This window comes from Pseudomonas sp. PDM27 (assembly GCF_019219205.1).
GTDB lineage: Bacteria > Pseudomonadota > Gammaproteobacteria > Pseudomonadales > Pseudomonadaceae > Aquipseudomonas > Aquipseudomonas laurylsulfatiphila.
Genome location: NZ_JAHUWF010000001.1, coordinates 485,126 through 512,111 on the forward strand (window position 1 = coordinate 485,126; position 26,986 = coordinate 512,111).

The following is a 26,986-nucleotide window of genomic DNA, read 5'->3' on the forward strand; positions in this document are numbered from 1 at the left end:
GCTTCCTGCGATTCAAGCGATGGCCCCCAGCAACCGTGGCAAACTCGCCAGCGCCTGCTGCCGGCTGACATAGAGTCGATGCAGCTGTGCCAGTTTCTCGGTGTCGGTTTCTTGCAAACCCCTGACCACCGCCGTCATAAAGTACAAACGTGACTGCTTGATCCAGCGGGCCAGGCCGTCATGCTCTCCCCAGCGTAGTTGATTACCCAGGTAGACCGCCCAGATTCTGATCCAGTCCGAGGGGACGTGGGGCGGGGGGACCATTGTGCACAGCGCATTCATCTGCGCTTGATCGACCAGGTGGCTTTCCACATAGGCGATCAAGGCCGCGCTGAATACGGGTTGGCAGCTGCTGACCATCCACAGGTTGATCTTGCCGCCGTCGAACACCTGCATGTCAGGGAGTGTCGGGATGGCACTGGCGCTGCAGTCAATGTGCAGAGCATGTGGGCTCGTGGCGATGCTGCCCTGGTCGAGCACGATGCGCGTTGGCTCGATCACTCGCACCCGCCCCAGGCGCACGATGTTGTCGATGCGTCGAAGCTCACGCAGTTCCGCCTGTGTGACTGTGGCGCAACGGTAGGCAGTGGGTTCGACGGACTTGTCCAGGCGCAAGAGCTGACCTGTCGCCTCGAGCCTGGAGAACAGGTCCGGGATCGAGTCTGCGGCGGCGATGGCCTCGAACTGTGCCGTGAGCCCCCCGATGGTTCGTTCGAAGCTGTCGAGGCCGGGTTGCATGTTGGCCCGGTCGATCAACCACGGATCGTTCGGCATGATCCAGCTGATTGTTGCGGGGGCAACACCGTTTTGCAGCAACCACAGGCAAGCGTCGATCCCGGTCTTGCCCGATCCCACCACGACGTAGCTGGCGTACGGGTGGCGGATTTTCGGCAGGTCGTTCAGTGGCACGCATTGCACGCCGGATTCCACCCTGTACCTGGGCGGGTGGGTCGAGGGCACCGCCGTCTGGGCATGGGTGGCGTCCACCACCTTTTTGCTCACCCGGACCTGATGGTCGGCGCCGCTGACGAGCGAGGTAAACCGGTGATCGTCAAGGCGGTCGCCGGTGTAGTTGCACATGGGGAAAAAACGGACTCGACCTGAGGGCAGAAACTGCTGATTCATCACCTGATCGAAGTAGCTCACCACCTCGGCACCGGAGGCTAGCTCATACAAGCCCTCGTTCAGTGCCGTCGTGTCTTTCGTTCCGCTGCCCAGTTCCCGTGAGTTGACGCCATAGAAGGCCGAGGGCTGGTGTAACCGTACGAACGGGTAGGCATCATTCCAGTGCCCGCCAGCTCGATCGTGTCGATCCACCATCACGATGCGTGCATTGGTTTCCTTGAGCAGGGTATCGACGAAGGCCATGGCCATCGCGCCAGCACCGATGACCAGGTAGTCGGTTTCAATCGGATTTTCGTCCATATGGCTGCACCGTCCTGAAGGTTGCCCTCCTTCAACCTCCGTAGATTAGCCACCCATGCCACAGGCAATAGAACGAATGCTTCTGACCTCCATAACCAATGGAATTAATGGCTGCAGCCCGCGTGCCAGACGGATGCTCCATCGCGAGCAAGCTCGCTCCTACAGAAGAGAGAAGAGCAAAAAAAATCCGTCATGACATGTTATGACCTCCGTCAAAAACGGACTTTAACCAACAAATTCAGGGGTTTTAGGACGAATGGTCGAGAGGCGTCAAGCGCGGGGAATTGCAGAGAGTTTGCAGCCACTACAGGCTTTTCAGGCGGGCACGTTCGTCGAGGTGAAGTGAACTTCACTTTCATGACGTGTCACATTAAGTCCTTGTCAAGTGAACTTCAGTGGAGGTACAGCCTTATGAGCATGGCCACGATAGTCAGTGCCGTGATTTCCAGTCTCGCACCCAGTGTCTTTGACCAGAACAACCTGCAAGACCCGGGTGCACATGTCTCAGCCGTCGAATACCACTATGGTATGGACATCGATGTGAAACGGGTGCTGCAGCGCACCGATACATCCGACAAGACCGGCGTCGTACCGGTGACCCTGGTCTACGAAGACAGCGAGGGCGAGATTCACAAGATCCGTTTCCTCGAATGGGGTGGAAGCCCTGCCGACCCTACCAGCATTGCCTGATCAACTCCTCGATCGGGTTCCGGGCCTAGCCGCCCCCTAACAAGAAGCGGAAGTTAAACCTCCTGTGCACTCAGTGCGATTGAGGTTTTGTGTTACCTGAAAATGGACATATTCGAATGACTGAAAGTTCATTCGCGAAACTCACTATTATCTTGGTGGCGTATTGCCCCAGGATTAATTGATAACAATGGCTGGATCTGAATGGCAGTCAGCAACGGTAATCAAGCCGTGCCAAGAGCCAAGTTGATTCACTATTGAATAAAAGAGGTCACCATGGAACTTAGTATGTTTTCTTCGTCCACCGTGGAATATGTGCGTTTGGGCGTTGTCTATTTTCATCTTATCGCCTGTTGCGTGGCAATCGGGCTGGTCTTGACCAGTGACATCGCAATGGTCAAGCAACTCCTGAAGGGGGATGCGTCAGGTCACCAAGATGACGCGCACATGAAAAGCCTTCAAAAAACCGTATCGCTTGCACTTGTAGCACTTTGGATTACTGGCATTGGTATTGTCGGGATCGATTATGCCGGTAAAGGGATGGAGTATTTCCTCAATCCAAAACTGCAAGCCAAAATCGGCATCGTTGTGCTGCTGACCTTTAACGGCTTCCTGTTGCATAGCGCTGTATTGCCGGCGCTGAAAAAAGCCGGTTCGTTACTCAAGCTCTCCTTCAGCCTGCGCATGCTGGCGCTGTTCTCCGGCGCTCTCTCCGCCGTGTCCTGGTTCTATGCCGCCATGCTCGGTGTCGGTCGTCCGCTGGCCTGGAAATACTCGCTGGTCGAGTTGCTGGCAGCCTATCCGGTTCTCATCGTCGGCGGTTTCGGGATGATGGTCCTGCTTACTGCCTGGGCAAAAAACAGAGACACCGAAACGCGTATGGAGCAAGGCTTCAGGATTCCAGGAAACGCCGCCCTCGCTGGATGGTGAAGCCAGGCTGAACAAGGAAGTTCGGCTTCTGCCAATGAAATCCGCTGTTAGCAGTTCGAAAACGGTGCTGCTAACGCCGGTTTAAACGAGATCCAGCGGCCTCTATCGCTTCCCCTTCATGCAGACTACGGAAAGATAAGCCCCCCAAAGAACACCAGATACGGCAAGTATCAGCTCCGGATTGAAAATACTCTGTTCGACCGGCGCCACCAGGATTTCGCTATAAAGGCACATTGCGCCAGCGATCAACGCAATAAAGTAGCCAGTCTGTGTTCTGGTCCGGCGCAGCAATAGAACCTTTTTCAGACCCTCTTCTTTCCATTCCTGACGGGGCATGAGTTGGATTTCCTCCAGCAGCACTACCCCCCACAGTAATGCGCATAACCCATAACCTATCATCATGACGCCCTCCAGTTTGAACGTTGATTCAACATGAATGCAGCGTGCACTCAGTGCTCAACTTGTGAATATCCATTCCGGAGTCTTTTTCTGACTCGTTGACGAAGACAACTCCATTGAGCAGACCAATATATTCCGAGGGGTAAATATGCTTGATCGGGACGGTCTCCGCTATCGACGTTAGCAGGAGTTCTTTGTGGAGATATCAGCCAAAAGCTTGTAGTGGTTCCACTACAAGCAGTCACTCTAGGTTAACAAGCCGTTTTCAAGTGCATAGCGGGCCAGTTTCGCGTTGCTGTCCATCCCGGTTTTTTCCAGGATGCGTGCCCGGTACGTCGTGACGGTGCTCGGGCTCAAATGCAGTATCTGAGCGATGCGCACAATTCTTTCGCCTGCAGCGAGGAGCTTCAGTACTTCAAGCTCCCGGTCGGAGAGCGCTTCGTGGGGTGCCTCGTCGCCTCTGCCAATAGCATTGACCAGTTTTTCCGCCAGCTCGGGACTGACGTGCTTGCCGCCTGAGGCCACCTTGCGAACGGCCGCCACCAGGGTGGCTGCGGAAATGTCCTTGGTGAGGTATCCCGCTGCGCCGTGCTTGATTGCGCGTAACGCATAGGCCTCGACCGAATGCATGCTCAACATCAGAACGGCGAGCTTGGGCTTGTGCGCACGCATGAGTTTGAGAAGCTCGAGGCCGTTCTTGTCGGGAAGCTGAATATCGACCAGCGCCACGTCGAAATCCTGCTCGCGGACCAGGAGCATGGCGTCTTGTGCCGTCTCGGCTTCACCCGTTACGTCGATCTCGCCGGCCGTCTCCAGCATGCGTCGCACACCGCTACGCACGATGCTGTGATCATCCACCAGCAAGACTCTGATTTTGTGGTCAGTCATCGGTCTTTTCCATTCGCACCCGCAAGGCCCTGGCCGTATCGTGTCTCGATGTACAGATGATGTTGAACCCGCCGGCCCAGAGGCGCGCGCTCATGCATTCCCACACAAACCCTGCGGCCAGTGGCCAGCAAGCCATTGAATCTGCTGCCGGGCTCTACGTTAGCAGGTCGGGATTGCACTGCAAGATGACAATTTCCCCCAGGATCCGGGGCATTGCACCAACCTTGCTAGTATTTCGTAAGCCAGCGCGCAGTTTTCAACAGGGTAAACACTGCAATGCCGGCTCTTGCGGCAAGGGGTGATGCCTTGCCCGCGGCATCATTTTGACTGGACAAAGACATGGCCACAGTGACGACACCGATCGAAGTATTGGACATGAAGACATTGCTGGCAGCGCTGAAGTCGTTGCGCAAAGGTGACTTCACCACCCGTATGCCGGAAGACTGGACTGGCATGCCGGGCAAGATCGCCGACACGCTCAACGAGATCATCGACATGGCGGCCGAGACCACCACCGAATTCGAACGCGTGGCGCAACTGATCGGCAAGCAGGGCAAGGTCGATGAGCGTATCCAATTGCCGATGATGAAAGGCTCGTGGCAAAAGATCGTCAACTCCAGCAATGCGCTCACCAGCGACCTCATCAGCCCGATGAACGAGATCATTCGCGTGGTCGGTTCGGTGGCCGAGGGTAATCTGAGCCAGCAGGTACCGCCGGTACTCGACGGTCTGAAACTGCGGGGCCAGTTCCTCAAATCCGCCGAGATCGTGAACACCATGGTGACGCGCCTGGGTTCCTTCGCTTCCGAGGTCACCCGCGTGGCGCGCGAAGTCGGCACTGAGGGGATTCTCGGCGGGCAGGCCAATGTCAAAGGGGTGTCCGGCACCTGGAAAGACCTGACCGACTCCGTCAACGACATGGCCGCCAACCTGACCACCCAGATGCGCAACATCGCTTACGTGACCACTGCCGTGGCCAAAGGCGATCTGGGCAAGACGATTACCGTCGAAGCCCGGGGTGAGATTCTCGAGCTGAAAAACACCATCAACACCATGGTCGGCCAGCTCTCGAGTTTCGCGGCCGAGGTGACCCGCGTGGCGCTGGAAGTCGGTACCGAAGGCAAGTTGGGCGGCCAGGCGGAAGTGCGCGGCGTATCAGGCACCTGGCGCGACCTGACCGAATCGGTCAACGGCATGGCGGCCAACCTCACCACTCAGGTGCGCAACCTCGCCCAGGTGACGACGGCGGTGGCGCGCGGCGACCTCGGCAAGAAAATTACCGTTGAAGCCAAGGGCGAGATTCTCGAACTGAAAAACACCATCAACACCATGGTCGACCAGCTCTCCAGCTTCGCCTCGGAGGTGACACGGGTCGCGCTGGAAGTCGGTACCGAAGGCAAACTGGGTGGACAGGCCGAAGTGACCGGCGTGTCCGGCACCTGGAAGGACTTGACCAATTCGGTCAACGGCATGGCAGCCAACCTGACCACCCAGGTGCGCAACATTGCCGACGTGACGACGGCGGTGGCCAACGGCGATCTGTCGCGCAAGATCACAGCCGAAGCCAAAGGTGAAATTCTCCAGCTCAAGGAAACCATCAACACCATGGTGGACCAGCTCTCGACCTTTGCCGACGAAGTGACGCGCATGGCGCGCGAAGTGGGGACTGACGGCAAACTCGGCGGCCAGGCCAAGGTGACGGGCGTCGGTGGCACCTGGAAAGACTTGACCGACTCGGTCAACAGCATGGCGGCCAACCTGACCAATCAGGTGCGTAACATCGCCGACGTGACGACGGCGGTGGCCAAAGGCAACCTGGGGCGCAAGATCACCGTGGAAGCCAAGGGCGAAATCATGGAGCTGAAGAACACCATCAACACCATGGTGGACCAGCTCAACAGCTTTGCCGCCGAAGTGACGCGGGTGGCGCGCGAAGTCGGCACCGAAGGCAAGCTCGGGGGGCAGGCACAGGTGCAAGGCGTGTCCGGCACCTGGAGGGACCTGACCGAAAACGTGAACTTCATGGCGGCCAACCTGACCAGCCAGGTGCGAGGCATCGCGAAAGTGGTGACCGCCGTCGCCAACGGCGACATGAAGAAGAAACTGACACTGGAAGCCAAGGGTGAGATCGCCGAACTGGCCGACACCATCAACGGTATGACCGATACGCTGGCGCTGTTCTCCGACCAGGTGACCTCGGTGGCGCGTGAAGTGGGCGTCGAGGGCAAGCTGGGGGGCCAGGCCCACGTGCCGGGTGCTGCCGGCACCTGGCGCGACCTGACGGACAACGTCAACGGTCTGGCGGCCAACCTGACCAACCAGGTGCGTGCAATTGCCGATGTGGCGACGGCCGTGACCAAGGGCGATCTGACCCGTTACGTGGAGGTGGAAGCAAAGGGTGAAGTGGCGGAACTCAAGGACAACGTCAACGAGATGATCCGCAACCTGCGCGAAACCACGCGGCAAAACGCGGAGCAGGACTGGCTCAAGAGCAATCTGGCGAAATTCAACCGCCTGCTGCAGGGTCAGCGCGATCTGGCGGCAGTCTCCAAGATGGTGCTGTCTGAACTGGCTCCGCTGATCAACGCCCAGCACGGTGTGTTCTACATGATGGACGAGAACCCGCCGGATCCGGCGAAACTCAAGCTGCTGTCCGCTTATGCGTACAAGGGCAACATCAATGTGAACGATGAGTGGCGGCTCGGCGAGGGCCTGGTCGGGCAATGCGCCTACGAGAAGCGGCGCATCCTGCTGACCGATGTACCGGCCGATTACGTCGCGATTTCATCGGGACTCGGTGCTGCCGCCCCGCTGAATATCATCGTGTTGCCGATCCTGTTCGAGAACAAGGTCAAGGCCGTCGTCGAAATGGCTTCGTTCACGCGCTACAGCATCATTCATCAAACCTTCCTCGATCAGCTGGCCGAATCGATCGGTATCGTGCTCAACACGATCGAAGCCAACATGCGTACCGAAGAACTGCTCAAGCAGTCGCAATCGCTGGCGCACGAGCTGCAAAGGCAACAGGAGGAATTGAGACAGACCAACGAGGAGCTGGAGGACAAGGCCGGACTGCTGGCGGAGCAGAAAGCCGAAGTCGAGCGCAAGAACCGCGAAGTCGAAATCACCAAGCTGTCGCTGGAGGAGAAGGCGGAGCAGCTGACGCTGACCTCGAAGTACAAGTCCGAATTCCTATCCAGCATGTCCCATGAGCTCAGAACGCCATTGAACAGCTTGCTGATCCTGGCCCGCCAGCTCAGCGACAACGCGGAACACAATCTCACCCCCAGGCAGGTCGAATATGCCAAGACCATCCGCAGCGCGGGCAAAGACCTGCTGGAGCTGATCGACGAGATTCTCTACCTGTCCAAGATCGAGTCGGGTACGGTCACACTGGATCTGAATGAAGCGCTGTTCGCCGATCTGCACGACCAGATCGAACGCACCTTCCGCCCGGTCGCCGAAAGCCGGGGCCTGACCTTCACGATCGAACTGGCGCCTACCCTGCCCCCCGCCTTGTGGACCGACGAAAAGCGCCTGCTGCAGGTGGTCAAGAACCTGCTGTCCAACGCCTTCAAGTTCACGGAACAAGGCAGCGTCAAGATCGGCATCGAGCCCGTTGTGTCCGGGTGGAGTGTGGATCACAGCGAACTGAATCGCGCCGATGCGGTGGTCGCCTTCGTGGTCACCGACACAGGCATTGGCGTATCGGCCGGCAAGCAGAAGCTGATCTTCGAAGCGTTCCAGCAAGCCGATACCGGAACCTCACGAAAATACGGTGGCACCGGCCTCGGCCTGTCGATCAGCCGCGAGCTCGCACACCGGCTGGGCGGTGAGCTGCGGCTGATCCCCGGTGAGATCGGCAAGGGCAGTACTTTTGCGCTGTACGTGCCCTTGCGAACACAGGATGCCCAGCGTCAGATGCTGGATGAACCCGCGACAGAGGCAGTACCTGGCCAGGTCAGGCGCGACCTTATGTCAGGCCCTTCTGCACAGATACTCGACGACCGCGAGTCGGTCCAACCCGGGGACCAGGTGCTGCTGATGCTCGAGGGCGACGCCCGATTCGCCGGCATCCTGCTCGAGGCCGCGCACCAGAAGGGGTTCAGGGCTATCGTCACGACCCGTGGCGCGGATGCACTGGAACTTGTCGAGCGCTTCAAACCCGCCGCGATCACGCTGGACCCGGGCCTGACAGACATCGATGGCTGGTTGCTGCTCGAGCAGTTGAAGGGAAATTTCGCCACGCGTCACATCCCGGTCCAGATCATCTCGAGCACTGACGACCGCACACGCGGGCTGCGCTATGGCGCTTTCGACTATCTGCTCAAGCCAGTCACAGCCGATGAGATTCAACATGCGCTGGTCGGCATCGTCGCATTCGCGGGACGCAAGACCAGGAACCTGCTGCTGATCGACGGCGACGAAGCAAACCGCGCCCGCATCCTCGATCTGCTCGGCAACACCGACGTGAAGATCGAAACGACCGCCAGCGGCGCTGAAGCCTTGAAGAAACTGGCAAAGAAACGCTACGACTGCATGGCAATCCATCTCGAACTGCCCGACGCATCCGGCATCGAGCTGCTCGAGACGTTGCAGGAAGACCAGGCCAGGCGTGAACTGCCGATCGTCGTCTACGGTGCAGAGACACTGACCAAGCCGCAACACGAGCGTTTCCGGACACTGCTGGGCAAGGGCGTGATCAAGGCCGTTCAATCCCCCGAGCGCATACTCGACGAAACCGCACTGTTTCTACACCGTGTCGTCGACAGGCTGTCGCAGACCCAGCGCAGGATGCTGGAAAAACTCTATGAGGGCTCGGACAGCCTCGAGGGCAAAAAGGCCCTGGTGGTCGACGACGACGTGCGCAACATCTTTGCCCTGACCAGCGTGCTCGAGAGCAACAACATGCGGGTGGCCACCGCCGAAAACGGCCGGACCGCCATAGAACTGCTGCAACAGCAGCCCGATACCGACATCGTGCTGATGGACATCATGATGCCCGAGATGGATGGCTTCGAAACCATGCGCCAGATCCGTACCTTCAAACGATTTGAAGCCCTGCCCATGATTGCGCTGACGGCCAAGGCGATGATGGGTGACCGTGAAAAGTGCATCGAGGCAGGCGCCTCGGACTACGTCAGCAAGCCGGTGGATACCGACCAGCTGCTGTCACTGATGCGCAGATGGCTCTATCGATGAAGCAACCTCCGGTATTCAAGGAGAACGCCCAGGTGCGGCACCCTGCCCCGCCTGATGGCGTGCCAGCCTCCGTGTTGCTGGTGGATGACAATCCCGCCAAGCTCACGGCGCTCGCCGCGGTGATTACCGACATGGGCCTCGATGTCGCCACGGCGACGTCCGGACGTGAGGCGCTGCGCCTGCTATTGCAGCGCGACTTCGCCGTCATACTGCTCGACGTGAAAATGCCGGCGATGGACGGTTTTGAAACCGCTGCACTCATTCACGGCCGCCCGAAGTCGGCCCATACACCCATTATCTTCGTCACCGCGGAGGCCGACACCGATTCCGAGCGCTTCCGCGGCTATACGTCCGGCGCCGTGGATTACATCTTCTCGCCGATAGTGGCCGAAGTGCTTCGCGCCAAGATCCAGGTGTTTGTCGACCTGTTCTACTTGCAGCGCAAACTGACGATGCAGGCCGAAGAATTGCTGCAATCAAAGCGGCAGCTGCGAGAACTGGCCTCCTATCAGGAGCACATCAAGGAAGAAGAGCGAAAGCGCATCGCACGCGACATCCACGACGAGCTGGGGCAGAGTCTGCTGGCGTTGCGCATCGATGTCTCCATGCTGCAGGCGCGCACCGGTGCCATGCACCCCAGGCTCAACGAAAAGGCCAGCGATGCGCTGCATCACCTCGATACAGCCATCCGTAGTGTGCGCAGTATCATCAATGATCTTCGGCCACCCGTACTCGACCTGGGATTGCAGGCCGCGATCGAGTGGCAACTTGAAGAGTTCCGGCAGCGCAACGCGATCGATTGCACGATGTCGGCGAAAGACGAAAATTTCCGTTGCGACCTGAATGAAAAATCCGCCACCACGCTGTTCCGCATCGTGCAGGAATCACTGTCGAATATTGCCCGGCACGCGCAAGCGACACAGGTGCACATCGAACTCTCCAGGGAGGGTCGCCAGCTTTACCTGCAGATCAAGGACAACGGCGTAGGCATGACGGATCGCAAAAAACTGAACTCGTTCGGGCTGGTGGGCATGAAGGAACGCATCAGCATGCTGGGTGGGGAGTTCAGGATCGACAGCGCACCGGACAAAGGAACAAGATTGAGCATATCGCTGCCCATCGACTGACGTGGATGGCGTACGGGACTTTGCAGTAAAAGCGCCTGACGCTACGGGAGCCCTTGTACACACCGCTTAATCGCCCTGCTTGCCTGCCCATAGCGTCCGCGGGACACAGACAGCCCCGTCCAGTAACAATCGGGCCGTTCTCATCAGGCCGCAACTCGTTAAACGATCATGTTCAAAGCGCAACTCTACGGTGAACTCCCCCGTGGGGTGTTCAACCGAGAGTTGCCTGATATCGCCCCCAACGACACGCGCCACGCCTGCCGCCACGCTGCCCTCGATCAAGCAGGCAACCGCCACGCTCACCGCACCGAACACACCGATGCTGGTGTGGCAGCGATGGGGGATGAAGGTCCGGGTGCTCAGTGCTCCACCCGCTTGTGCTGGCGCAATCAGGCACATCTTGGGCACATTGCGTTGGCTGACATCCCCAAGGTTCATGGGTGGGCCGGCCTGCAACCGGATCGATTCGAGTCTGGCCTTGATTTCGCTGTCGGCATCCAGTTGTTCAGGGCGTTCATGACCGTTGAGGCCGAGGTCTTCTGCGCGGATCAACACCACCGGCATACCGTTGTCGACACAGGTGACTTCAACGCCGTCGAACAAATCGACCACGTTGCCTGTCGGCAGCAATGCACCACAACTGGACCCGGCGATGTCCTTGAACTCAACGACCAACGGCGCAGCGCAGCCCGGCACCCCGTCAATGCGTGCTTCGCCGGAGTAGCGCACGGTGCCGTTCGGTGTGGGCACATGAGCAATCGCGATCTGTCCGGTGTTCTCCATGAAAATGCGTATCGGAGTTACATCACCCGTCACGGCCACAAGTGCGCGCTCAATAGCGAACGGTCCGACACCGGCAAGAATGTTGCCGCAGTTCTGGCCGTAGTCGACCCGCGGCTCATTGACCAGCACCTGTGCGAACAGGTAGTCCACATCGGCGTCGGCGCGCGCGGAGGGCTTGATGATCGCCACCTTGCTGGTCAGCGAGTCGCCGCCACCGATGCCATCGATTTGCCGCGCATCCGGCGAGCCCATGACCGCCAGCAATACGCGGTCTCGAAGCGCTTGCTCGTCGGGCAAGTCGTGGGCCAGGAAGTAGGCGCCTTTCGACGTCCCGCCACGCATCAAGAGGCAAGGAATACGTGTCTGGCCCATGTTCAGTCTCCGAGTTCATCGAGGCTGTCGACGTAGCGCAGGCCCTTTTCCGCAAGCCGTTGGCGCATGTTGTAGATGTCCAGCCCCAACTCGCCCCTGGCCAGGCGCAAGGCCTTCTGCTCTTCCAGGTCGGCGCGGGCACGGCTGGCTTCGACAACTTGCGCGACCTCGCCCCGACGCACGATGACCACGCCGTCGTCATCGGCGACCACCACGTCGCCCGGGTTGACCAACTGACCGCCGCACACCAGCGGCAGGTTGACCGAACCGAGGGTCTCCTTGATGGTGCCCTGGGCACTGATGGCGCGGGACCAGACCGGGAAGCCCATCTCGCGCAAGGTATGGGTGTCACGCACCCCGGCATCGATCACCAGGGCACGCACGCCGTGGGCCTTGAGCGAAGTGGCAAGCAGGTCGCCAAAGTAGCCGTCGGTGCACGGCGAGCTGGGGGCAACCAGCAGAATATCCCCGGGGCGGCACTGCTCCACTGCCACATGGAACATCCAGTTATCGCCCGGTGCGACCAGCACCGTGACTACTGAGCCGCTGACGACCGCCCCTCGTTGAATCGGGGTAATCGAAGACGCCAGCAGGCCTTTTCGCCCTTGGGACTCGTGGATGGTCGCGACACCGAAGCGCCCCAGTTCATCGACCAGGGCCTGCTCGGCCCTGGGGATGTTGCGCACGACAACACCGGTTTTTCCGATCAGCTCGCTCATGCCAGGTTCTCCGTCACGCGGGGGAAGAGGCTCTGGTAGCCCTCGCCATAAACGATGTCGCGGCTGGAGGTGATACCTACGTTGCGCTTGGCCTGGACACCGCGTTGCAGGGCGACGCGTGTGTAGTACTCCCAGAGGTGTTCCTGACCGGCCATGCACTGGATGGCCGCGTACTTCTTGTCCCAGACCGAGGTGATGTCCAGCAACACATCGGGGCGCCATTCGCATTGCTCGGGCTGGTGCGGCTCGAAGCTGTAGACCGGCGGCGCACCGACAATTTTCTCGCCCGGCCTGTAGCCTTCGGCCTGGGCGATGATGCGGGCCTCTTGCGTCAGGTTCATGGCCAGCGGGTGATCGTAGTTGTAAGGGTCTTTCACCGAGTGGCTGAGGACGAACTCGGGCTGGACGCGACGAAACACATCCGCCAGGCGAAACAGGGTGTCCTTGTCGGCACGCATCGGGTAGTCGCCGATGTCAAAGAACTCAACGCTGGCCCCCAGGATATCGGCCGCGGCCTGGGCCTCTTCACGCCGTGCGGTTTTGACTTTCTCTTCGCTCATCTGGCCCTTGCGCCACAGCTTGGCGGACTCACCGCGCTCACCGAAGGACAGGCAGACGATGTGCACGGCATAGCCCTGTTGCGCATGCAGCGCGATGGCACCGCCCGCGCGCCAGACGAAATCGGCAGAGTGGGCGCTGATGACCAGCGCATTTTTCGGTGACTCGATCATTGCGGATACTCCTCCTGCGTTTCCAAAGAGCATCGCATCGCGACCCGCCACAGGAGTAATGCGTTGAAGTGTTGCAGGTATGCGTTTTTTTTATTGCTACTCGATCAAGGCAGCGGCATAGTCCAACCGGAATGACCCTTTGCAGAGCCCACGCACCATGGAAGCCACAGAACTGCCCAGCCTGATGCACGTCCGCGCCTTCGTCCGGGTGGCCGATCACGGGAGTGTTTCCAGGGCCTCTGTGGCGCTGTACCGCGCTCAATCGGTGGTCACACGGTCGATCTCCGAGCTGGAGGCGCGGCTCGACGTGCCACTGTTCGAACGCCACGCCAACGGTATGCGCCTGACCGATTTTGGTGAGCGCTTGCTGCCGCGGGCACGTCGTGTGCTGGCGGAGCTGGACAGCGTGCCGCGGTTGCTGGGTGGCGGGGATAAACGAGCGGTCGAGCCGCTGTACCTGTTCCAGGCCCGGCGCCTGCAAGTGTTCGTCAAACTCTGCGAAACCCGGCACATGCAGACCGTTGCCAGCCTGCTCGGCCTGAGTCAGCCGGCCATCAGCTCGACCATCAAGGTGATGGAAAGCGGGTGCGGCCAACCGCTGTTCGAGCGCACGCCTCGCGGCTTGCAGCCCACCCGTGCCAGCCACGAAATCCTCTTTGCGATCCGCCGGGCGCTGAACGAATTGCGCCACATCGAGACCGACATCACCGCTCTGCGCGGCACCTTGCAAGGCGTGGTGCAGGTCGGCGCCCTGCCCTTGGGCCGCACCCGGATATTGCCCGAAGCCATGGTACGCATGATGGCCGAACACCCGGGCATCCAGGTGATCACCAACGAAAGTCCGTTTGATCTGCTGGCCACAGAACTGCGTGCCGGTGATGTCGATTTCGTCTTCGGTGCCCTGCGCCCGGAGGCCTACGCCAGCGACCTGGTCGGCGAAGCACTGCTCACGGAAGACATGGTGGTAGTGGCGCGGCACGGTCACCCGCTCTGTTCGACAGCCGTGGCGCACGATGAACTGGGCGCCGCCCGATGGGTGCTGCCTCGCGCCGGCTCGCCGGCCCGGCAAATGCTCGATGAGTGTTTCACCCGGTTCGGCATTGCGCCGCCCCGGCCTGTAGTAGAAAGCGGCGACATGGCGATCATTCGCGGCCTGTTGTTGCGTTCGGACATGCTCGCCGCCGTTTCCGCCCATCAACTGGAACAGGAGATCGCCTCGGGCGAGTTGTGCATCCTGCCCCTGGAACTGAACCAGACCACCCGGGCTATCGGTCTGACTTATCGCAATGGCTGCCTGCACTCCCCGGTGGCCCAGGCCCTGATGGACATGATTCGCCGGGTGATCCGCGAACAGGCAGCGCAGGAATGAGGTAACGGCTTCAAAAAAAGATCGCAGCCTGCGGCAGCGCCTACAGGGATATGTGAATATTGGTAGGAGCTGCCGCAGGCTGCGATCTTTTGATTTTACAGCAGGCTGATCGGATAGCTGACGATCACCCGGTTCTCATCGAACTCATTGCTGCTGAAGCTCTTGCGAATACTCGAGTTGCGCCATTTGACGTTGAGGCTTTTCAGCGGACCGCTCTGCACCGTGTAGGCCAGTTCTGACTCACGCCCCCACTCCTTGCCGTCGGTGATCGCGCCGGTGTGCACGTTATCGCCGCTGATGTAGCGGTTCATCAGGGTCAGGCCGGGAATGCCGAGGGCGACGAAGTTGTAGTCGTGGCGCAACTGCCAGGACTTCTCCCGGGCGTTATCGTAGCTGCTGTTGTAGCTGTCATTGGCCAGGGTACCGCCGCTGGTGCCGTTGACCCGCATCCACACATCATCGCCGGTGAGTTTTTGCAGACCGACGTAGAAGGTGTTGCCGCCATACCGGGCCGATAACAGCGCCGAGACGGTACGGTTGTCCAGGTCGCCGGCACGGGCACTGCCATCTTCACTGCCCCAGAAGTAGCCGAGGTTGGCGCCCAGCGTCCAGTCACCCAGGGGCTGACTGTGGACCAGTTGCAGGTATTGCTGCTGATAGATGTCCTTGAGCTCGGCGTTCCACAGCCCGATCATCGTGCGTTTGTCGTTGAAGCTATATTCGCCGCCGACGAAGTTGAAGCGATCAGAGGTGAACACGGTTTTGCCCTGCATGAACATGTCTTCCATGCTCGCATCGTTGCGTGGACTGTTCTGCCGGAACTGTCCGCCGTACAGGGTCAGGCCGTCGATCTCTTGCGAAGTGACCTGGCCACCACGAAAGGTTTGCGGCAACGAACGACCGTCGTCGGAACGCAGGATCGGCAACACCGGCATCCACTCCCCGACCTTCAGTTCGGTCTTGCTCACTTTCATTTTCCCGGCCACTGCCAGGCGACCGAAATCCTCGGCGGGACGCCCATCGCCATGGATCGGCAACAGCTGAGTGCCGCCGGTGCCCTTGCCGCCATCGAGCTTGACCGAATAGAGACCCAGCGCATCCACCCCGAAGCCCACCGGGCCTTGGGTAAAGCCGGAGCGGACGTCGAGAATGAAATTCTGGGTCCACTCTTCGGCCTTGCTTTGTGGATAGGCCGGGTTGGTGAAGTTGCGGTTGATGTAGAAGTTGCGCAGGTTCAGGTTGGCGCTGGCATCTTCAATGAAGCCTGCAGCAGACGCTTGCAACGGGAGTGCACAGACAACAGCCAGGGAACAGACGAATCGGTGATCAACGGTGTTTTTCATTGTTATTGTTTTTCCGATTTTTGGGTAAGGAAATGCCCTGCGCCCGCAGTATCCGGGCACAGCAAGATCAATAGGAAAAGAATGGATAGCGGCCCGGGACGAGCCGCTGCACTAACCGCTGATGATCAGCGCGGGCCTTTACCCGCCACCGAGTAGAGCACCTGCTGGTTCCGGGTCTTCATGAACGCTTCCAGGCTCTGCCCACGCATGGCGGCATAGACCTGCAAGTTGGGAATCCCGAGTACCGCCGCGAGTTTCTCCAGCACGAAGAAGATCGCCCCGTACTGGATCAGCCCGCGCCAGTCACGACGGCGCAACAGATCCCGTTCCTCGTCGCTAAGGCCCCCTTCGTCGAACAACGCTTCCGGCGCTTCGAGAAAACGCTGGCGCCACTGCGGCTCGATCATGCGATGCAGGAACTTGTTCAGGCGATAACCCTTGGCGCTGCGCTCCAGGGTGAATGGATAGGTGCCTTCGAGTTTTTCGATGCCGGCCAACTGGTGCTGCATATGCTGCAGGTGGCGTGCATTGACCTCGGCAGGTACTGCACGGTCCTGGTTTTCCAGCAACAGGGTCGCGATACCGGTCATGGAGGGCAGGTAATAGTCCTGATGCAGATTTTTCACCGTGGCCGACAACGCACCACGCATGATCAGCCAGGTGATCACCTCCGAGCCTTCCATCCCGCCCAGGGTGGCGTATTCGGCGTGGGTCATCCCGGTCAGGCACTGCGGGTCGTTGACCAGCAAATCGATGAACTGCTCATCCCACTGCGGGTTGTTGAAACCGCAACGCTCGCCATGCACCTGATGGGACACGCCGCCGGTGGCGACAATGGCTACCTTCAGGTCTTCGGGATAGCTTTCAATCGCCCGACGCAGGGCCTGGCCCAACTTGTAGCAGCGCAATGCACTGGGGATCGGGAACTGCAACACCCCCACCTGCAGTGGCACGATTTGCACCGGCCACGCCGGATCACAGGGCAACAGCGCCGACATCGGCGAGAAGAACCCGTGGTCCAGCGGCTTGTCGCGGAAGAAGCTCATGTCGAACTCGTCGGCCATCAGGCTTTGCCCAATGTGTCGCGACAGCGCGGCATGCCCGCCCACTGCGGGCAGCGAGCGCGGATTGCCGCCTTCGTCGGCGACCTCGTAACGCTCATCGACACCGAGGGAGAACGCGCCATAGTGGTCGAAGAAGAACGACGTCACATGGTCGTTGAAGATGTAGAACAGCACGTCCGGCTGTTGCTCCTTCAACCACACCTTGATCGGTTCGAAGCCTGCGAAAATCGGCGCCCAGGCCGCTTCATTCTGTTTATCGTGATCGACAGCGAAGCCGATGGTAGGTGTATGGGAGACAGCGAGGCCACCGATGATGCGTGCCATGATGAGTTCCTGTGTTCGAAAAAGTTTATTGCGCCAGCAGCGCCCGGCTGACCCGGCGCCGTGCAAGACCGTTGGCCAGGATCGCCAGGGCGGCGATGAAGGCCGGCACGCTCAACAGTGCGAACAGCAACGGCAGGCCCAACCCGAGACTGAGCACCGCACCACCGATGAGAGAGCCAAAGATACCGCCGAAACGACCGATGCCGAGCATCCAGCTCACGCCCGTTGCACGGAAATCCGTCGGGTAATAACCAGGGGCAAACGCATTGAGGCCAGTCTGCGCGCCGCTCATGCAGAAACCGGCGGCGATCACGCCAAGCGCCAGCAGGCTCGACTCCAGGCTGAAGGCCCCCAGCAGCAGGATAAACACGCCACCGAGTGCATAGGAGGTGGCGATCACGCCGTTCGGATTGCGTCGGTCCATGATCCAGCCCACCACGATCGCCCCGACCGTACCGCCGATCTGGAACAGGCCGGTGATGGTGGCAGCACGCTCGATGGACAGACCGCCTTCGCGCAAAAGGGTCGGCATCCAGCCCATGGTCAGGTAGATCACCAGCAGGCCCATGAAATAGGTCAGCCACAACGCCAGGGTGCCGGCCCGATAACGTTCGGTGAACAGCATGCGCACCGGCGCCTTGTGCTGGGCCTGGGGTTCGGCGAGGGTGAAGTTCGTGGTTGCCGAAAACTTGCCCCCCAGCTTGTTCAGTACTTTGGCGATCTGGGCCGCTGGCGCATTGCGCGCTGCCAGGAATCGTGCGGACTCAGGCAGCAACAACCAGAGGAAAGGCAGCAGCACCATTGGCAGAATGCCACCGGCGAGCAACACCGATTTCCAGCCGTACAGGGGAATCAGCCAGGCTGCCAACAAGCCACCCAGCCCCGACCCCATGTTGAACCCGGTAAACATGATGGTGATGAACAGCGAACGATTGCGCTCTGGCAAGTATTCGGCAAGCAGCGTGGTGGTGTTGGGCATCGCGGCGCCCAGGGCCACACCGGTCAATAACCGCAAGGCCGCCAGCTCATAGGGGTTACGCGCAAACGCACACGCCAGGCTCAGTACACTGAACCCTGTCACCGCCAACAGCAGCACTTTCTTGCGCCCCACACGATCAGCGTAAGGGCCGGCGGTCAGGGCGCCGATGGCGAGCCCGATCATCCCGGCACTCATGACCGGGCCAAACGCCGCCTTGGACAACCCCCACTCTTGAATCAGTGAAGGCGCGATAAAACCCATGACCGCCACATCCAGCCCATCGAATAGAACAATGAAGAAGCACAGGCTCATGATCAACCACTGGTACCCGGCAACCGGTCGGTTGTCGATCCACGCCTTGATGTCGACCGTTTCGTGACTCATGTTTTCACCTTCTTATTGTTGTAGAGATACCGAACGGCCTGGTGATCGCTGCAGGCCTGAGGCCGCCCGACAGCCGAACGCTGGGCGTGACTTTAAAGCCGCGGCTGTCTGCGCCGCCTCTGGGAAATCCTTAAACGGGTATCTGTTTTTCTTATCGGAGGATTTAAAGCGCCCAGGAGCCCAGTCAGATGGAAATGCCCATAACAAAAACCGATACCTGCTTAACGACTTCACAGAGGACGCTTGGGAAGCGCTTGTTCTAAGGTCGACGCAACTGCCTTGACGGCGGTTGCAGTGATGGACGCTCTGTAGCTGCACACACTAAAAACAAGGGTTTGAACATGACCACACATCTCGATGACACGGGCTTGTCCCGCCGCTCGCTGCTCAAGAAAGGTTCCGTCGTACTCAGCGCCAGCGCCGCGCTTGGCATGCCGGTCCTGAGCCAGGCCTCCCGCAACAGCACCACGCAGCACGCAGACAATGAAGGCACCGATCAATCGCCAGGTACGGTTATGGACTCCCAACTACTCAGTCTGCTGTCGCAACCCAAGATCGATTGCCACCATCATGTGATCGACCCTGTCCAATACCCTTATCCGGCTGACTCTACCTACCAACCGGCTGGCCCTGAGGTCGGCCCCGCGGCGTATTACGAACAGGTCATGCAGGCCTATGGGATACGCCATTCAGTGATCGTGCAGCCGACTTCTGCCTATGGCTACGACAACCGTTGTCTCCTGGACACGCTGGCTCGCAACAAGGGCCGTCATAAAGGTGTGGTCGTGGTGCCGAACGACATCTCCAGCGAGACGCTCGCGCAGTACAAGGCGCAGGGTGTCGTCGGTGTGGCGCTCAATGCTGCGCTGCTGGGTCCTGAACGCTTTCTGAAGATCGACACCCTGATGGGACGCCTGGCCGATCTGGACCTGTATGCCCAGATCCAGGTCAAGGACGATCAGTTGCTTGCGCTGTTGCCGCTGCTGCAGCGCACACGGTCCCGGGTGCTGATCGACCACTCCGGCCGGCCCGATGCCCGTGCCGGCTTGCAGCAGCCGGCTTTCCAGGCATTGCTGTCGCTGGCTGGCAACGGACGTACCTTCGTCAAACTCTCCGGGCTGTCGCAATACTCCAGGGAGAGCTACCCCTTTGCCGATGCCAAGCCATACCAACTGGCACTGCTGCAGGCGTTCACTGCCGAAAACTGTATGTGGGGCACGGATTGGCCGTTCTTGCGCGCACACCAAAACATGGAGTTGGGCACCGTCCTGACAAACTTCGGCGAGATGTTCCCGAATGCCAGCGACCGCCACCAGATACTGTGGGAGACCCCAAAACGCCTGTTCGGCTTTACCACCTGATCCGCAAGGTCCCGGATAAATCAGACTCATGCCGCAATAGCCCGCAAGCGCATGGACGAGGCGGCTGATCCAGCCATCCACGAAACCTAAGTATGGTTGCGCGATACCCATGGACGATGGTGCGGGCTATTGCCTGGGAATAGGGTTTGTGGACCGGTACTTCGGCCTCAATGCGAAAAGCCTTGCGCACTTCGCTAGACCGGTCGTACCGGTCCTCATTCGCCGCAACAGCGGTACCCAGACGAGAGCCTTCACCATGACCGACGAAACCAAAGGAACCACCCGCCGCGCCCTGATGAACGCCGGCGTGGCGGCTGCCGCACTGGCAGTGGCCGTGCCTGCCCTGGCGGGTCAATCGAGCACAACCCAAACGCCAGCGAGTGGCGGTTCACGCCGCCGGGATCAGGGCTCGGGATACCTCACGCTCAAGGACGGCACGCGTCTTTTCTACAAGGACTGGGGCACCGGCCAACCCATCGTGTTCCATCACGGCTGGCCGCTGTCCAGCGACGACTGGGATAACCAGATGCTGTTCTTCCTCGGCAAGGGCTATCGCGTGATCGCCCACGACCGGCGCGGTCATGGCCGCTCCAGCCAGTCCGCCGTGGGCAATGATATGGACACCTATGCCGCCGATTTTGCGGAGCTGGCAGCCCATCTGGACCTCAAGGGCGCCGTGCACATCGGTCACTCCACCGGTGGCGGCGAAGCGGCCCGCTACGTCGCGCGCCATGGTGGCGGTGGTCGTGTCGCCAAGGCGGTGCTGATCGGTGCCGTGCCGCCCATCATGCTGCGCACGGACAAGAACCCGGGCGGCCTGCCACTGAAAGTGTTCGACGGCTTCCGCGAGGCGCTTGCGGCGAGCCGCGCGAAGTTCTACCGGGACGTGGCCGCCGGCCCCTTCTACGGTTTCAACCGGCCGGATGCCAAGGTATCCGAAGCGGTGATCGACAACTGGTGGCGCCAGGGCATGAATGGCGGCGCCAAGGCGCAATACGATTGCATCAAGGCCTTTTCGGAAACCGACTTCACCGAGGATCTGAAGATGATCGAGGTGCCAACCCTGGTCCTGCATGGTGAAGACGATCAGATCGTCCCCATCGACGACTCGGCACGGCTGACCATCAAGCTGCTCAAGCACGGAACGCTGAAAACCTACCCGGGCCTGCCCCATGGCATGTGCACCACCCATGCCGACATCATCAATGCGGACCTGCTGGCGTTCATCCAGGGTTGATGGATCGACCGTCGTAACGCAGTGCAGTTGCAGGCAAAAAGGTCCGGAGGCTGCTGCTCCGGACCTTTTCCCCCGAATCACGTCACTCGAGCTCAAGCGCCGCGCCCGTTGCGGGATGCGCCGGCAGCGTGAATTGCACCAGCGCACCACGCGGCAGGTTCGCATTGGCCCACAGGCGACCGCCGTGGGTATCGATGATCGAGCGACAGATCGACAAGCCCATGCCCAGGCCGGTGGCCTTGGTGGTGTAGAACGGCGCGAAGACCCGCTCGGCGCTCTCCGCGGCGAACCCTGGCCCGCTGTCGCCGACCGTCACCCGCATCCCGTCCGGCTCGTGCCCGGTGCTGATGAGCAGGTGGCGCTCCCCATCGGGCACGCCGCCCATGGCCTCGAGGGCATTGATGATCAGGTTGAGCAGCACCTGCTGCAGCTCCACCCGGTCTGCATTCACCTGCGGCAAACCGTCGGCGAGTCGTGTACGCACCACAGCGCCATGCTTGACGGCTTCGCCGCGGGTGAACTCGACCATCTCGCGCACCGCCGCGTTGACGTCCACCGGCTGCTTCTGCGGCGGCGTCTTGCGGATCAGCTCACGAATGCGCCCCAGCACATCCGCTGCACGATTGGCATCCTTGATGATGCGCCCCAGCCCCTGGCTCACCTCGCCCAGTTCCGGCGGTTGCGCGTCCAGCCAGCGCAAGGCGGCGTTGGCATTGGTCACAGTGGCGGCGATCGGCTGGTTCACTTCGTGGGCGATGGACGCCGCCAGTTGCCCCATGGTGGCTACACGGTTGGCATGGGCCAGTTCCGTCTGCACCTCGCGGTAGCGCCGCTCGCCCTCGCGGACCTGCTCCTCGGCCTGCTTGCGTTCGGTCAGGTCGAGCACGAAGGCCACCCCTTCCTGCACGCTGGCCTCGAAGGCAGCCAGGCCGACGATCACCGGCAGACGGCAGCCGTCCTTGCGGATGTATTCCTTTTCGAAGGGTCGTGCACGGCCGGTGCGCACGGCCGTGGCGAGGGCCTCTTCGCTTTCCGCGCGCCGCTCCGGCGGGGTCATGTCGTGCCAGCGTACACGCCCGGAAACCAGGTCGTCGCGCTCGTAGCCAACCATGCGCAGGAAGGCATCGTTGGCCTCGATGATCTCGCCATTGGCACTCCAGACGATGATGCCGATGATATTGGCTTCCACCAGTCGGCGGATCTTGGCCTCGCGTTCGGCCACATCGCGGTACAGGCGCGCGTTCTCCAGCGAGATTGCCGCCTGCGACGCCAGCAGCCGCAGAACGGCGATGCGCGCCGGGCTGAACGCGCCGGCCACGAGGTTGTTCTCCAGGTAGAGCGCGCCGGTGAGCTTGGCCTGATTCATCAGCGGCAGGCACAGGATCGACCGCGCCCCGCGCTGGTGGATGTAGAGGTCCGCAGCGAACGCGGGATCGGCCGAAGCGTCCTCCAGGCACAGGTTCTCCCCGGTTCGCAGCACCTGGTAGAGCACCGACTCCGCCAGCGCGGCCGCGCTCACCGGCCCGTCGCGCAGCTGTGTGGTGCCATTACCGGTGTCGGCTTCCGCCGCGATGCGCAGTTCGCCGGCCTCGGCGAGAATGAGCAAGCCACGCTCCGCGCCGGCCTGCTCGATGGCCGTGCGCATGACCATGTCGATCAGCTTTTCGAGGACGATCTCTCCCGAGGCTGCCTGGGAAACCTTGAGCACCGTGGCCAGGTCCAGGTGCTCCACCGGAGTAGCGATGGTAGTGGTCGGGCCGGGTGCCGGCTCCTCGTTGCGCAGGTGCCGGTGGCGTCCCTCCAACTGCCGGACCTTGCCGTCGGCGCCCCAGCGCAGGTAGCCATAGCGAGCATCCTGCAGGTACAGCCGGGCGATCTTGCCGAGGCCGCGCGCGCCGTAGAAGCGCGCCGCGAGCTCGTTGGCCAGCGCTTCCAGATGGACGAAGCCGCTATCCTGCGCCAACTGAATGGCCTGCTCGTAAAGCATTTGCGCCTCGACCAGACGCCCCTCGATGCGTGCGATTTCGGCGCCCACCAGTGCAACCCGGCAAGCGAAGGTTTCCGCGCACTGCTGCGCCCAGACTTGCAGCAGGCCATGGTGCTCGGCCAACGCCTGCAGTTGCGCAGCCGGCCCCCCGGTGGAGTCGGGATCAAACCGGGCGGCCAGGGTCAGTGCCGCGTAGAAGTGGTACTCGGCTTCCTCGAGGAATGACGAAGCGATCCACATCAGCGCCTTGGCCTGCGCCGCGCAGTCTGCCGCTACCGCGTAGTCGCCGGCCAGGTAGCGTGCCTGCAGTTTGCGCACCCAGTACTTGCACGCTGCCAGCGCCAGGTCCGGCGTGCTGCCCAGGTGCGCCTCAAAGCGCGCTTCATCGAACTGGCCATCGTCGAAGCAGCCAAAGACCGGAGTCTGTCCCCGCAGCATGCGGATCAACGCCAGCTGGGTGCTGATGAAGTCGATGACCAGACCGAAGTGCACCTTCTGCGCGTAGGCCAGACCGTGCTCGGCTTCGCCCTGTACGTCCTGCAGAGGTTCGCCGATGAACAGGAGGTCGGAAATCAGACCATTGCCGGCATAGGCGCCGTAAGGCAGATCGCCGACCCGGTTGGCCGCGACGAAGGCGCGATGCAGCAGTTCCCGGCACTCGCGCACCGGTCTCATCCAGCGCGCAACGAACATCGAGAAACACAGGTAGGTGCTCGCCTCGAAGCGTTTCAGGCCACGCCGGTCGACCAATTCGCAGCCCAGACGGCCGAATCGGTAGCCCGCCTGATAGTCGCCGAAGCGCCGACCGGCCACCCGCCCGACGTTGGCATAAAGCACGCAGGAAGCGTCGCAATTGCCGCGTTCCATACTCAGGCTGACCGCCTTGCAGATGGTCAGGCAGGCCAGGTTGGCGTCGGTCTGCAGAGCCGGTGCAAAAAGCTTGCTCAAGGCATCGAGGGTGACCAGCGAGGCCGCGTCTTCCATCAGCGGCAGATCGATGAGCTGCTCGATGCTGCGCTCGCCCAGCTGTATCCAGATCTGCTCGTATTCGCGGCGCACCTCCTCGTCGTCCGGGTGGGATGACCAATCGATACCGACCTGGCGCAAATAGGCCAGGCACACACCTACCGCGCGGTCACTGCGATCGAGCAGCAGACAGACGTCCATTTGCAGACAGGCCACCGCCCCACGATGCACCGTGGTCGTGGCGCGCTCCGCCAACGCGGTGAGGCGCTCGTCGGCCAGTGCCAGTTGACCGGTCAGGAACTCGCACTCCGCGCGGTTGAGCTCCAGGGCGAAGCGCAGTTCGTGGCGGCGCTCCCAGCCATCCTCGTCGAGCAACTCCGCGCCGGCTCCCAGGTAAGCCAGCGCCGAGGCATAGGCAGTGGAAGCCTTGGCCCGCTGGCCGGCCAGCAGGTTGAACTCGGCCAGTTGCTCACGCTCACCGCGCGCGTTCATCAGGCTGGCGCCACGGTTCAGTTGGCCGACGATCTCGAAGATGGCTTCCTCGCGCCGCTCCGTTGGCGTCTGCGCCGCCAGGATCCGGCCGATCCGCAAGTGCGCCTCGGCCCGGGAAGTGTCAGCGATCAGCGAATAGGCGGCTTCATGGATGCGGTCGTGGGCGAACGCACAGGCCCCCTCCAGTTGCACGACCAGCTCCTGGCGCACCGCCGCCCACAGCACCCCATGGACGCGGACCGGCGTCAGTTCCAGCACGGTAGCCAGGGTGTCGATCTGCGCCACGCTGCCCAGGCACGCCAGCTGCTGAAGCGCCTGCCGGGTATCCGCTGGCAGGCGCGCGAGCTTGCCGACCATGAGATCGACGACGTTGTCGGTGTACCCCTTGGCGTGGATGCGCTCCGGTTCCCAGCGCCACCGGCGCACCGCATGGTCGTAGCTCAGCAGCTCCTCCTCGGCCAGGGCCTGAAGAAACTGGATGACGAAGAACGGGTTGCCAGCAGTCTTGTCCTGCACCAGCCGGGCCAGGGCCACGATGCCGGGTGGAGGGCAACGCAGCGCCTCGGCGATCAGCTGTTCAATGTGCGCCCGAGCCAGCGGTAGCAACCTGATCTCATCGACGCGCACGCCGGCATGGCGAATGGACTGGAGCTTGCGGGTCAGCGGATGGCTGGCATCCACCTCGTTGTCTCGGTACGCGCCCACCAGCATCAGGTGGCGCAGTTCCGAATGGGTCAGCAGGTCTTCGAGCAGGTCGAGGGTCGCTGCGTCCAGCCATTGCAGGTCATCGAGGAACAGCGCCAGGGGGTGATCCGCGCGGGCGAAGACGCCGATGAATCGGCGAAACACCAGCAGGAAACGCCGCTGCGCCTGTTGCGGTTCCAGCTCCGGTACCGGCGCCGGCTCGCCGATGATCAGCTTCAGCTCCGGAATCAGGTCGGTCATCAGCCGGGCGTTGGGGTCCAGCGCCTCCAGCAACGTGCTGCGCCAGTCAGCCAGCACCTCGTCGCTCTTGCCCAGCAGGGTGCGGACCAGGCCCTGGAAGGCCTGCACCAGCGTCGAGTAGGGGATGTCGCGCTTGTACTGGTCGAACTTGCCGGACGCGAACAGCCCGCGTGGCGGCACCAGTACCTTGTGCAGTTCGTTGACCACCGAGGACTTGCCGATTCCGGAGTACCCGGACACCAGCACCAGTTCCGGAGCGCTGCTATTGACGATGCGCGAGAAGGCCTCGACCAGGATTTGCACCTCGCGCTCGCGACCGTAGAGTTTCTCGGGAACCAGCAACCTGTCAGTCGCGCCCTGCTCGTCCAGGGAAAATGCTTCGATGCGCCCATCGCGCTGCCAGTCGGCCACGCACCGGCGAAGGTCGTGCTCGACCCCCGCGGCGCTCTGGTAACGCTCTTCGGCAGTCTTGGCCAACAGTTTCATGACGACCTGCGACAGCATGAGCGGCACACCGGACACCCGCTCGCAGGGTGGCAGCGGCTTGCGCGCGATGTGGCAGTGCACCCACTCCATCGGGTCATTGGCGCTGAACGGCAGGACGCCAGTGATCATCTGGTAGAGCGTGATGCCAAAGGCGTAGAGATCGCTGCGCGAGTCGATGGAGCGATTCATCCGCCCGGTCTGCTCGGGCGCCATATACGCCAGGGTGCCGGCAATGGTCTCCGGCGGCTCGGGTGCCTGTCGTTCGCGTGGCAACCGGGACGTCAGGCCGAAACCGGTCAGCCGTGTCTGACCGTCGCGGCAATTGACCAGGATGTGATTGGGCTTGAGATCCTTGTGCACCAGGCCACGCTGGTGCAAGTGGCGCAGCGCTTCGGCGATGCTGATGGCCAGGCGCAGGCAGGGCTCTACCTCCAGAGGGGCCAGCAGCAGGTGCGACAGGGGTTCGCCGCCAGGGTCGTCGAGCAGCAGACGCGTCTGCCCGCCTTCGCGCGTCAGCGCCTGTGGCTGCAGGGCCCAGGTGCTGTCCAGATCATCCTTGAGGCTGTATTCGTGAGCCAGTCGGTCGAGGGTCGCGGGCAGCGGTTGTTCGGCGGATGGCTGCACCAGCAGCTCACTGCCACCGCCCTGCCCCAAGCGCTGAACGCGGGAGAACACCCGCTCGCCATCATCCCACAAGATCTGCTGTCTGCTCGCCATCGGCACGGCACCGTTCAGGAGGTTTCTGGTGCCGCTCGGAAGGGTGGCCTGCGGCGTGTTTGGCTATTG

Annotated in this window: 17 protein-coding genes; 7 read left to right on the plus strand and 10 right to left on the minus strand. The window is 61.3% G+C overall.

Features of this window, described 5'->3' with window-relative positions; all coding sequences use genetic code 11:
* Nucleotides 1-12: 12 nt before the first annotated feature.
* Nucleotides 13-1,425, minus strand: coding sequence for an FAD/NAD(P)-binding protein (locus tag KW838_RS02295; protein ID WP_218500219.1), 1,413 nt, complete (start codon nucleotides 1,423-1,425; stop codon nucleotides 13-15).
* A gap of 411 nt (nucleotides 1,426-1,836) precedes the next feature.
* Between KW838_RS02295 and KW838_RS02300 the strand changes: the two genes are divergently transcribed.
* A complete protein-coding gene (locus tag KW838_RS02300; RefSeq protein ID WP_095967106.1) occupies nucleotides 1,837-2,115 on the plus strand; it encodes a DUF2790 domain-containing protein in 279 nt (92 codons plus the stop codon).
* Nucleotides 2,116-2,388: 273 nt separating this feature from the next.
* The gene (locus KW838_RS02305; RefSeq protein WP_218500220.1) at nucleotides 2,389-3,042 is read left to right on the plus strand and encodes a hypothetical protein; all 654 of its coding nucleotides are present in this window, start codon (nucleotides 2,389-2,391) and stop codon (nucleotides 3,040-3,042) included.
* A gap of 102 nt (nucleotides 3,043-3,144) precedes the next feature.
* On the opposite strand, the gene KW838_RS02310 is transcribed toward KW838_RS02305, so the two are convergent.
* Both KW838_RS02310 and KW838_RS02315 read right to left on the minus strand, forming a co-directional pair.
* Nucleotides 3,145-3,444, minus strand: coding sequence for a hypothetical protein (locus tag KW838_RS02310; protein ID WP_218500221.1), 300 nt, complete (start codon nucleotides 3,442-3,444; stop codon nucleotides 3,145-3,147).
* 243 nt (nucleotides 3,445-3,687) lie between these two features.
* Nucleotides 3,688-4,329 carry a response regulator transcription factor gene (locus KW838_RS02315; protein WP_102701131.1) on the minus strand — a complete coding sequence of 214 codons (642 nt, stop codon included), beginning with the start codon at nucleotides 4,327-4,329 and terminating at the stop codon, nucleotides 3,688-3,690.
* 339 nt (nucleotides 4,330-4,668) lie between these two features.
* Between KW838_RS02315 and KW838_RS02320 the strand changes: the two genes are divergently transcribed.
* Both KW838_RS02320 and KW838_RS02325 read left to right on the plus strand, forming a co-directional pair.
* On the plus strand, nucleotides 4,669-9,531 hold the full coding sequence (locus KW838_RS02320) for a response regulator (protein ID WP_218500222.1): 4,863 nt from the start codon (nucleotides 4,669-4,671) through the stop codon (nucleotides 9,529-9,531).
* On the plus strand, nucleotides 9,528-10,658 hold the full coding sequence (locus KW838_RS02325; RefSeq protein ID WP_218500223.1) for a response regulator: 1,131 nt from the start codon (nucleotides 9,528-9,530) through the stop codon (nucleotides 10,656-10,658). Before KW838_RS02320 ends, KW838_RS02325 begins: the two co-directional genes overlap by 4 nt.
* Before the next feature lie 66 nt (nucleotides 10,659-10,724).
* On the opposite strand, the gene KW838_RS02330 is transcribed toward KW838_RS02325, so the two are convergent.
* From KW838_RS02330 to galB, 3 genes are read right to left on the minus strand one after another with little or no spacing between them, the layout of a single operon-like run.
* Nucleotides 10,725-11,813: a 4-oxalomesaconate tautomerase gene (locus KW838_RS02330; RefSeq protein WP_218500224.1), complete on the minus strand. Its 1,089-nt coding sequence runs from the start codon at nucleotides 11,811-11,813 to the stop codon at nucleotides 10,725-10,727.
* Nucleotides 11,814-11,815: 2 nt separating this feature from the next.
* Complete coding sequence (locus tag KW838_RS02335) at nucleotides 11,816-12,532, minus strand: 4-carboxy-4-hydroxy-2-oxoadipate aldolase/oxaloacetate decarboxylase (RefSeq protein ID WP_218500225.1); 717 nt, start codon at nucleotides 12,530-12,532, stop codon at nucleotides 11,816-11,818.
* Nucleotides 12,529-13,263, minus strand: coding sequence for a 4-oxalmesaconate hydratase (gene galB / locus KW838_RS02340; protein WP_218500226.1), 735 nt, complete (start codon nucleotides 13,261-13,263; stop codon nucleotides 12,529-12,531). The genes KW838_RS02335 and galB overlap by 4 nt, the downstream gene beginning before the upstream one ends.
* Nucleotides 13,264-13,420: 157 nt before the next feature.
* Here galB and KW838_RS02345 point away from each other — a divergent pair, with 157 nt between their 5' ends.
* Nucleotides 13,421-14,632, plus strand: coding sequence for a LysR family transcriptional regulator (locus tag KW838_RS02345; protein WP_218500227.1), 1,212 nt, complete (start codon nucleotides 13,421-13,423; stop codon nucleotides 14,630-14,632).
* Between the two features lie 95 nt (nucleotides 14,633-14,727).
* Here the strand turns inward: KW838_RS02345 and KW838_RS02350 are convergent, their stop codons facing one another.
* The 3 genes from KW838_RS02350 to KW838_RS02360 form a co-directional block, all read right to left on the minus strand.
* On the minus strand, nucleotides 14,728-15,975 hold the full coding sequence (locus tag KW838_RS02350; protein ID WP_218500228.1) for an OprD family porin: 1,248 nt from the start codon (nucleotides 15,973-15,975) through the stop codon (nucleotides 14,728-14,730).
* 125 nt (nucleotides 15,976-16,100) lie between these two features.
* Nucleotides 16,101-17,363, minus strand: coding sequence for a gallate dioxygenase (locus tag KW838_RS02355; protein WP_218500229.1), 1,263 nt, complete (start codon nucleotides 17,361-17,363; stop codon nucleotides 16,101-16,103).
* A gap of 25 nt (nucleotides 17,364-17,388) precedes the next feature.
* Nucleotides 17,389-18,726, minus strand: a complete 1,338-nt coding sequence (locus KW838_RS02360) for an aromatic acid/H+ symport family MFS transporter (protein ID WP_102701140.1) — start codon at nucleotides 18,724-18,726, stop codon at nucleotides 17,389-17,391.
* Between the two features lie 341 nt (nucleotides 18,727-19,067).
* Between KW838_RS02360 and KW838_RS02365 the strand changes: the two genes are divergently transcribed.
* Nucleotides 19,068-20,087 (plus strand): amidohydrolase, encoded by a 1,020-nt coding sequence (locus tag KW838_RS02365; protein ID WP_218500230.1) that lies wholly within the window; start codon nucleotides 19,068-19,070, stop codon nucleotides 20,085-20,087.
* 256 nt (nucleotides 20,088-20,343) lie between these two features.
* Entirely contained in the window at nucleotides 20,344-21,324 is a 981-nt protein-coding gene (locus KW838_RS02370; RefSeq protein WP_218500231.1) for an alpha/beta fold hydrolase, read from the plus strand.
* An 82-nt stretch (nucleotides 21,325-21,406) separates the two neighbouring features.
* On the opposite strand, the gene KW838_RS02375 is transcribed toward KW838_RS02370, so the two are convergent.
* The gene (locus KW838_RS02375) at nucleotides 21,407-26,917 is read right to left on the minus strand and encodes an AAA family ATPase (protein WP_218500232.1); all 5,511 of its coding nucleotides are present in this window, start codon (nucleotides 26,915-26,917) and stop codon (nucleotides 21,407-21,409) included.
* Between the last annotated feature and the right edge of the window lie 69 nt (nucleotides 26,918-26,986).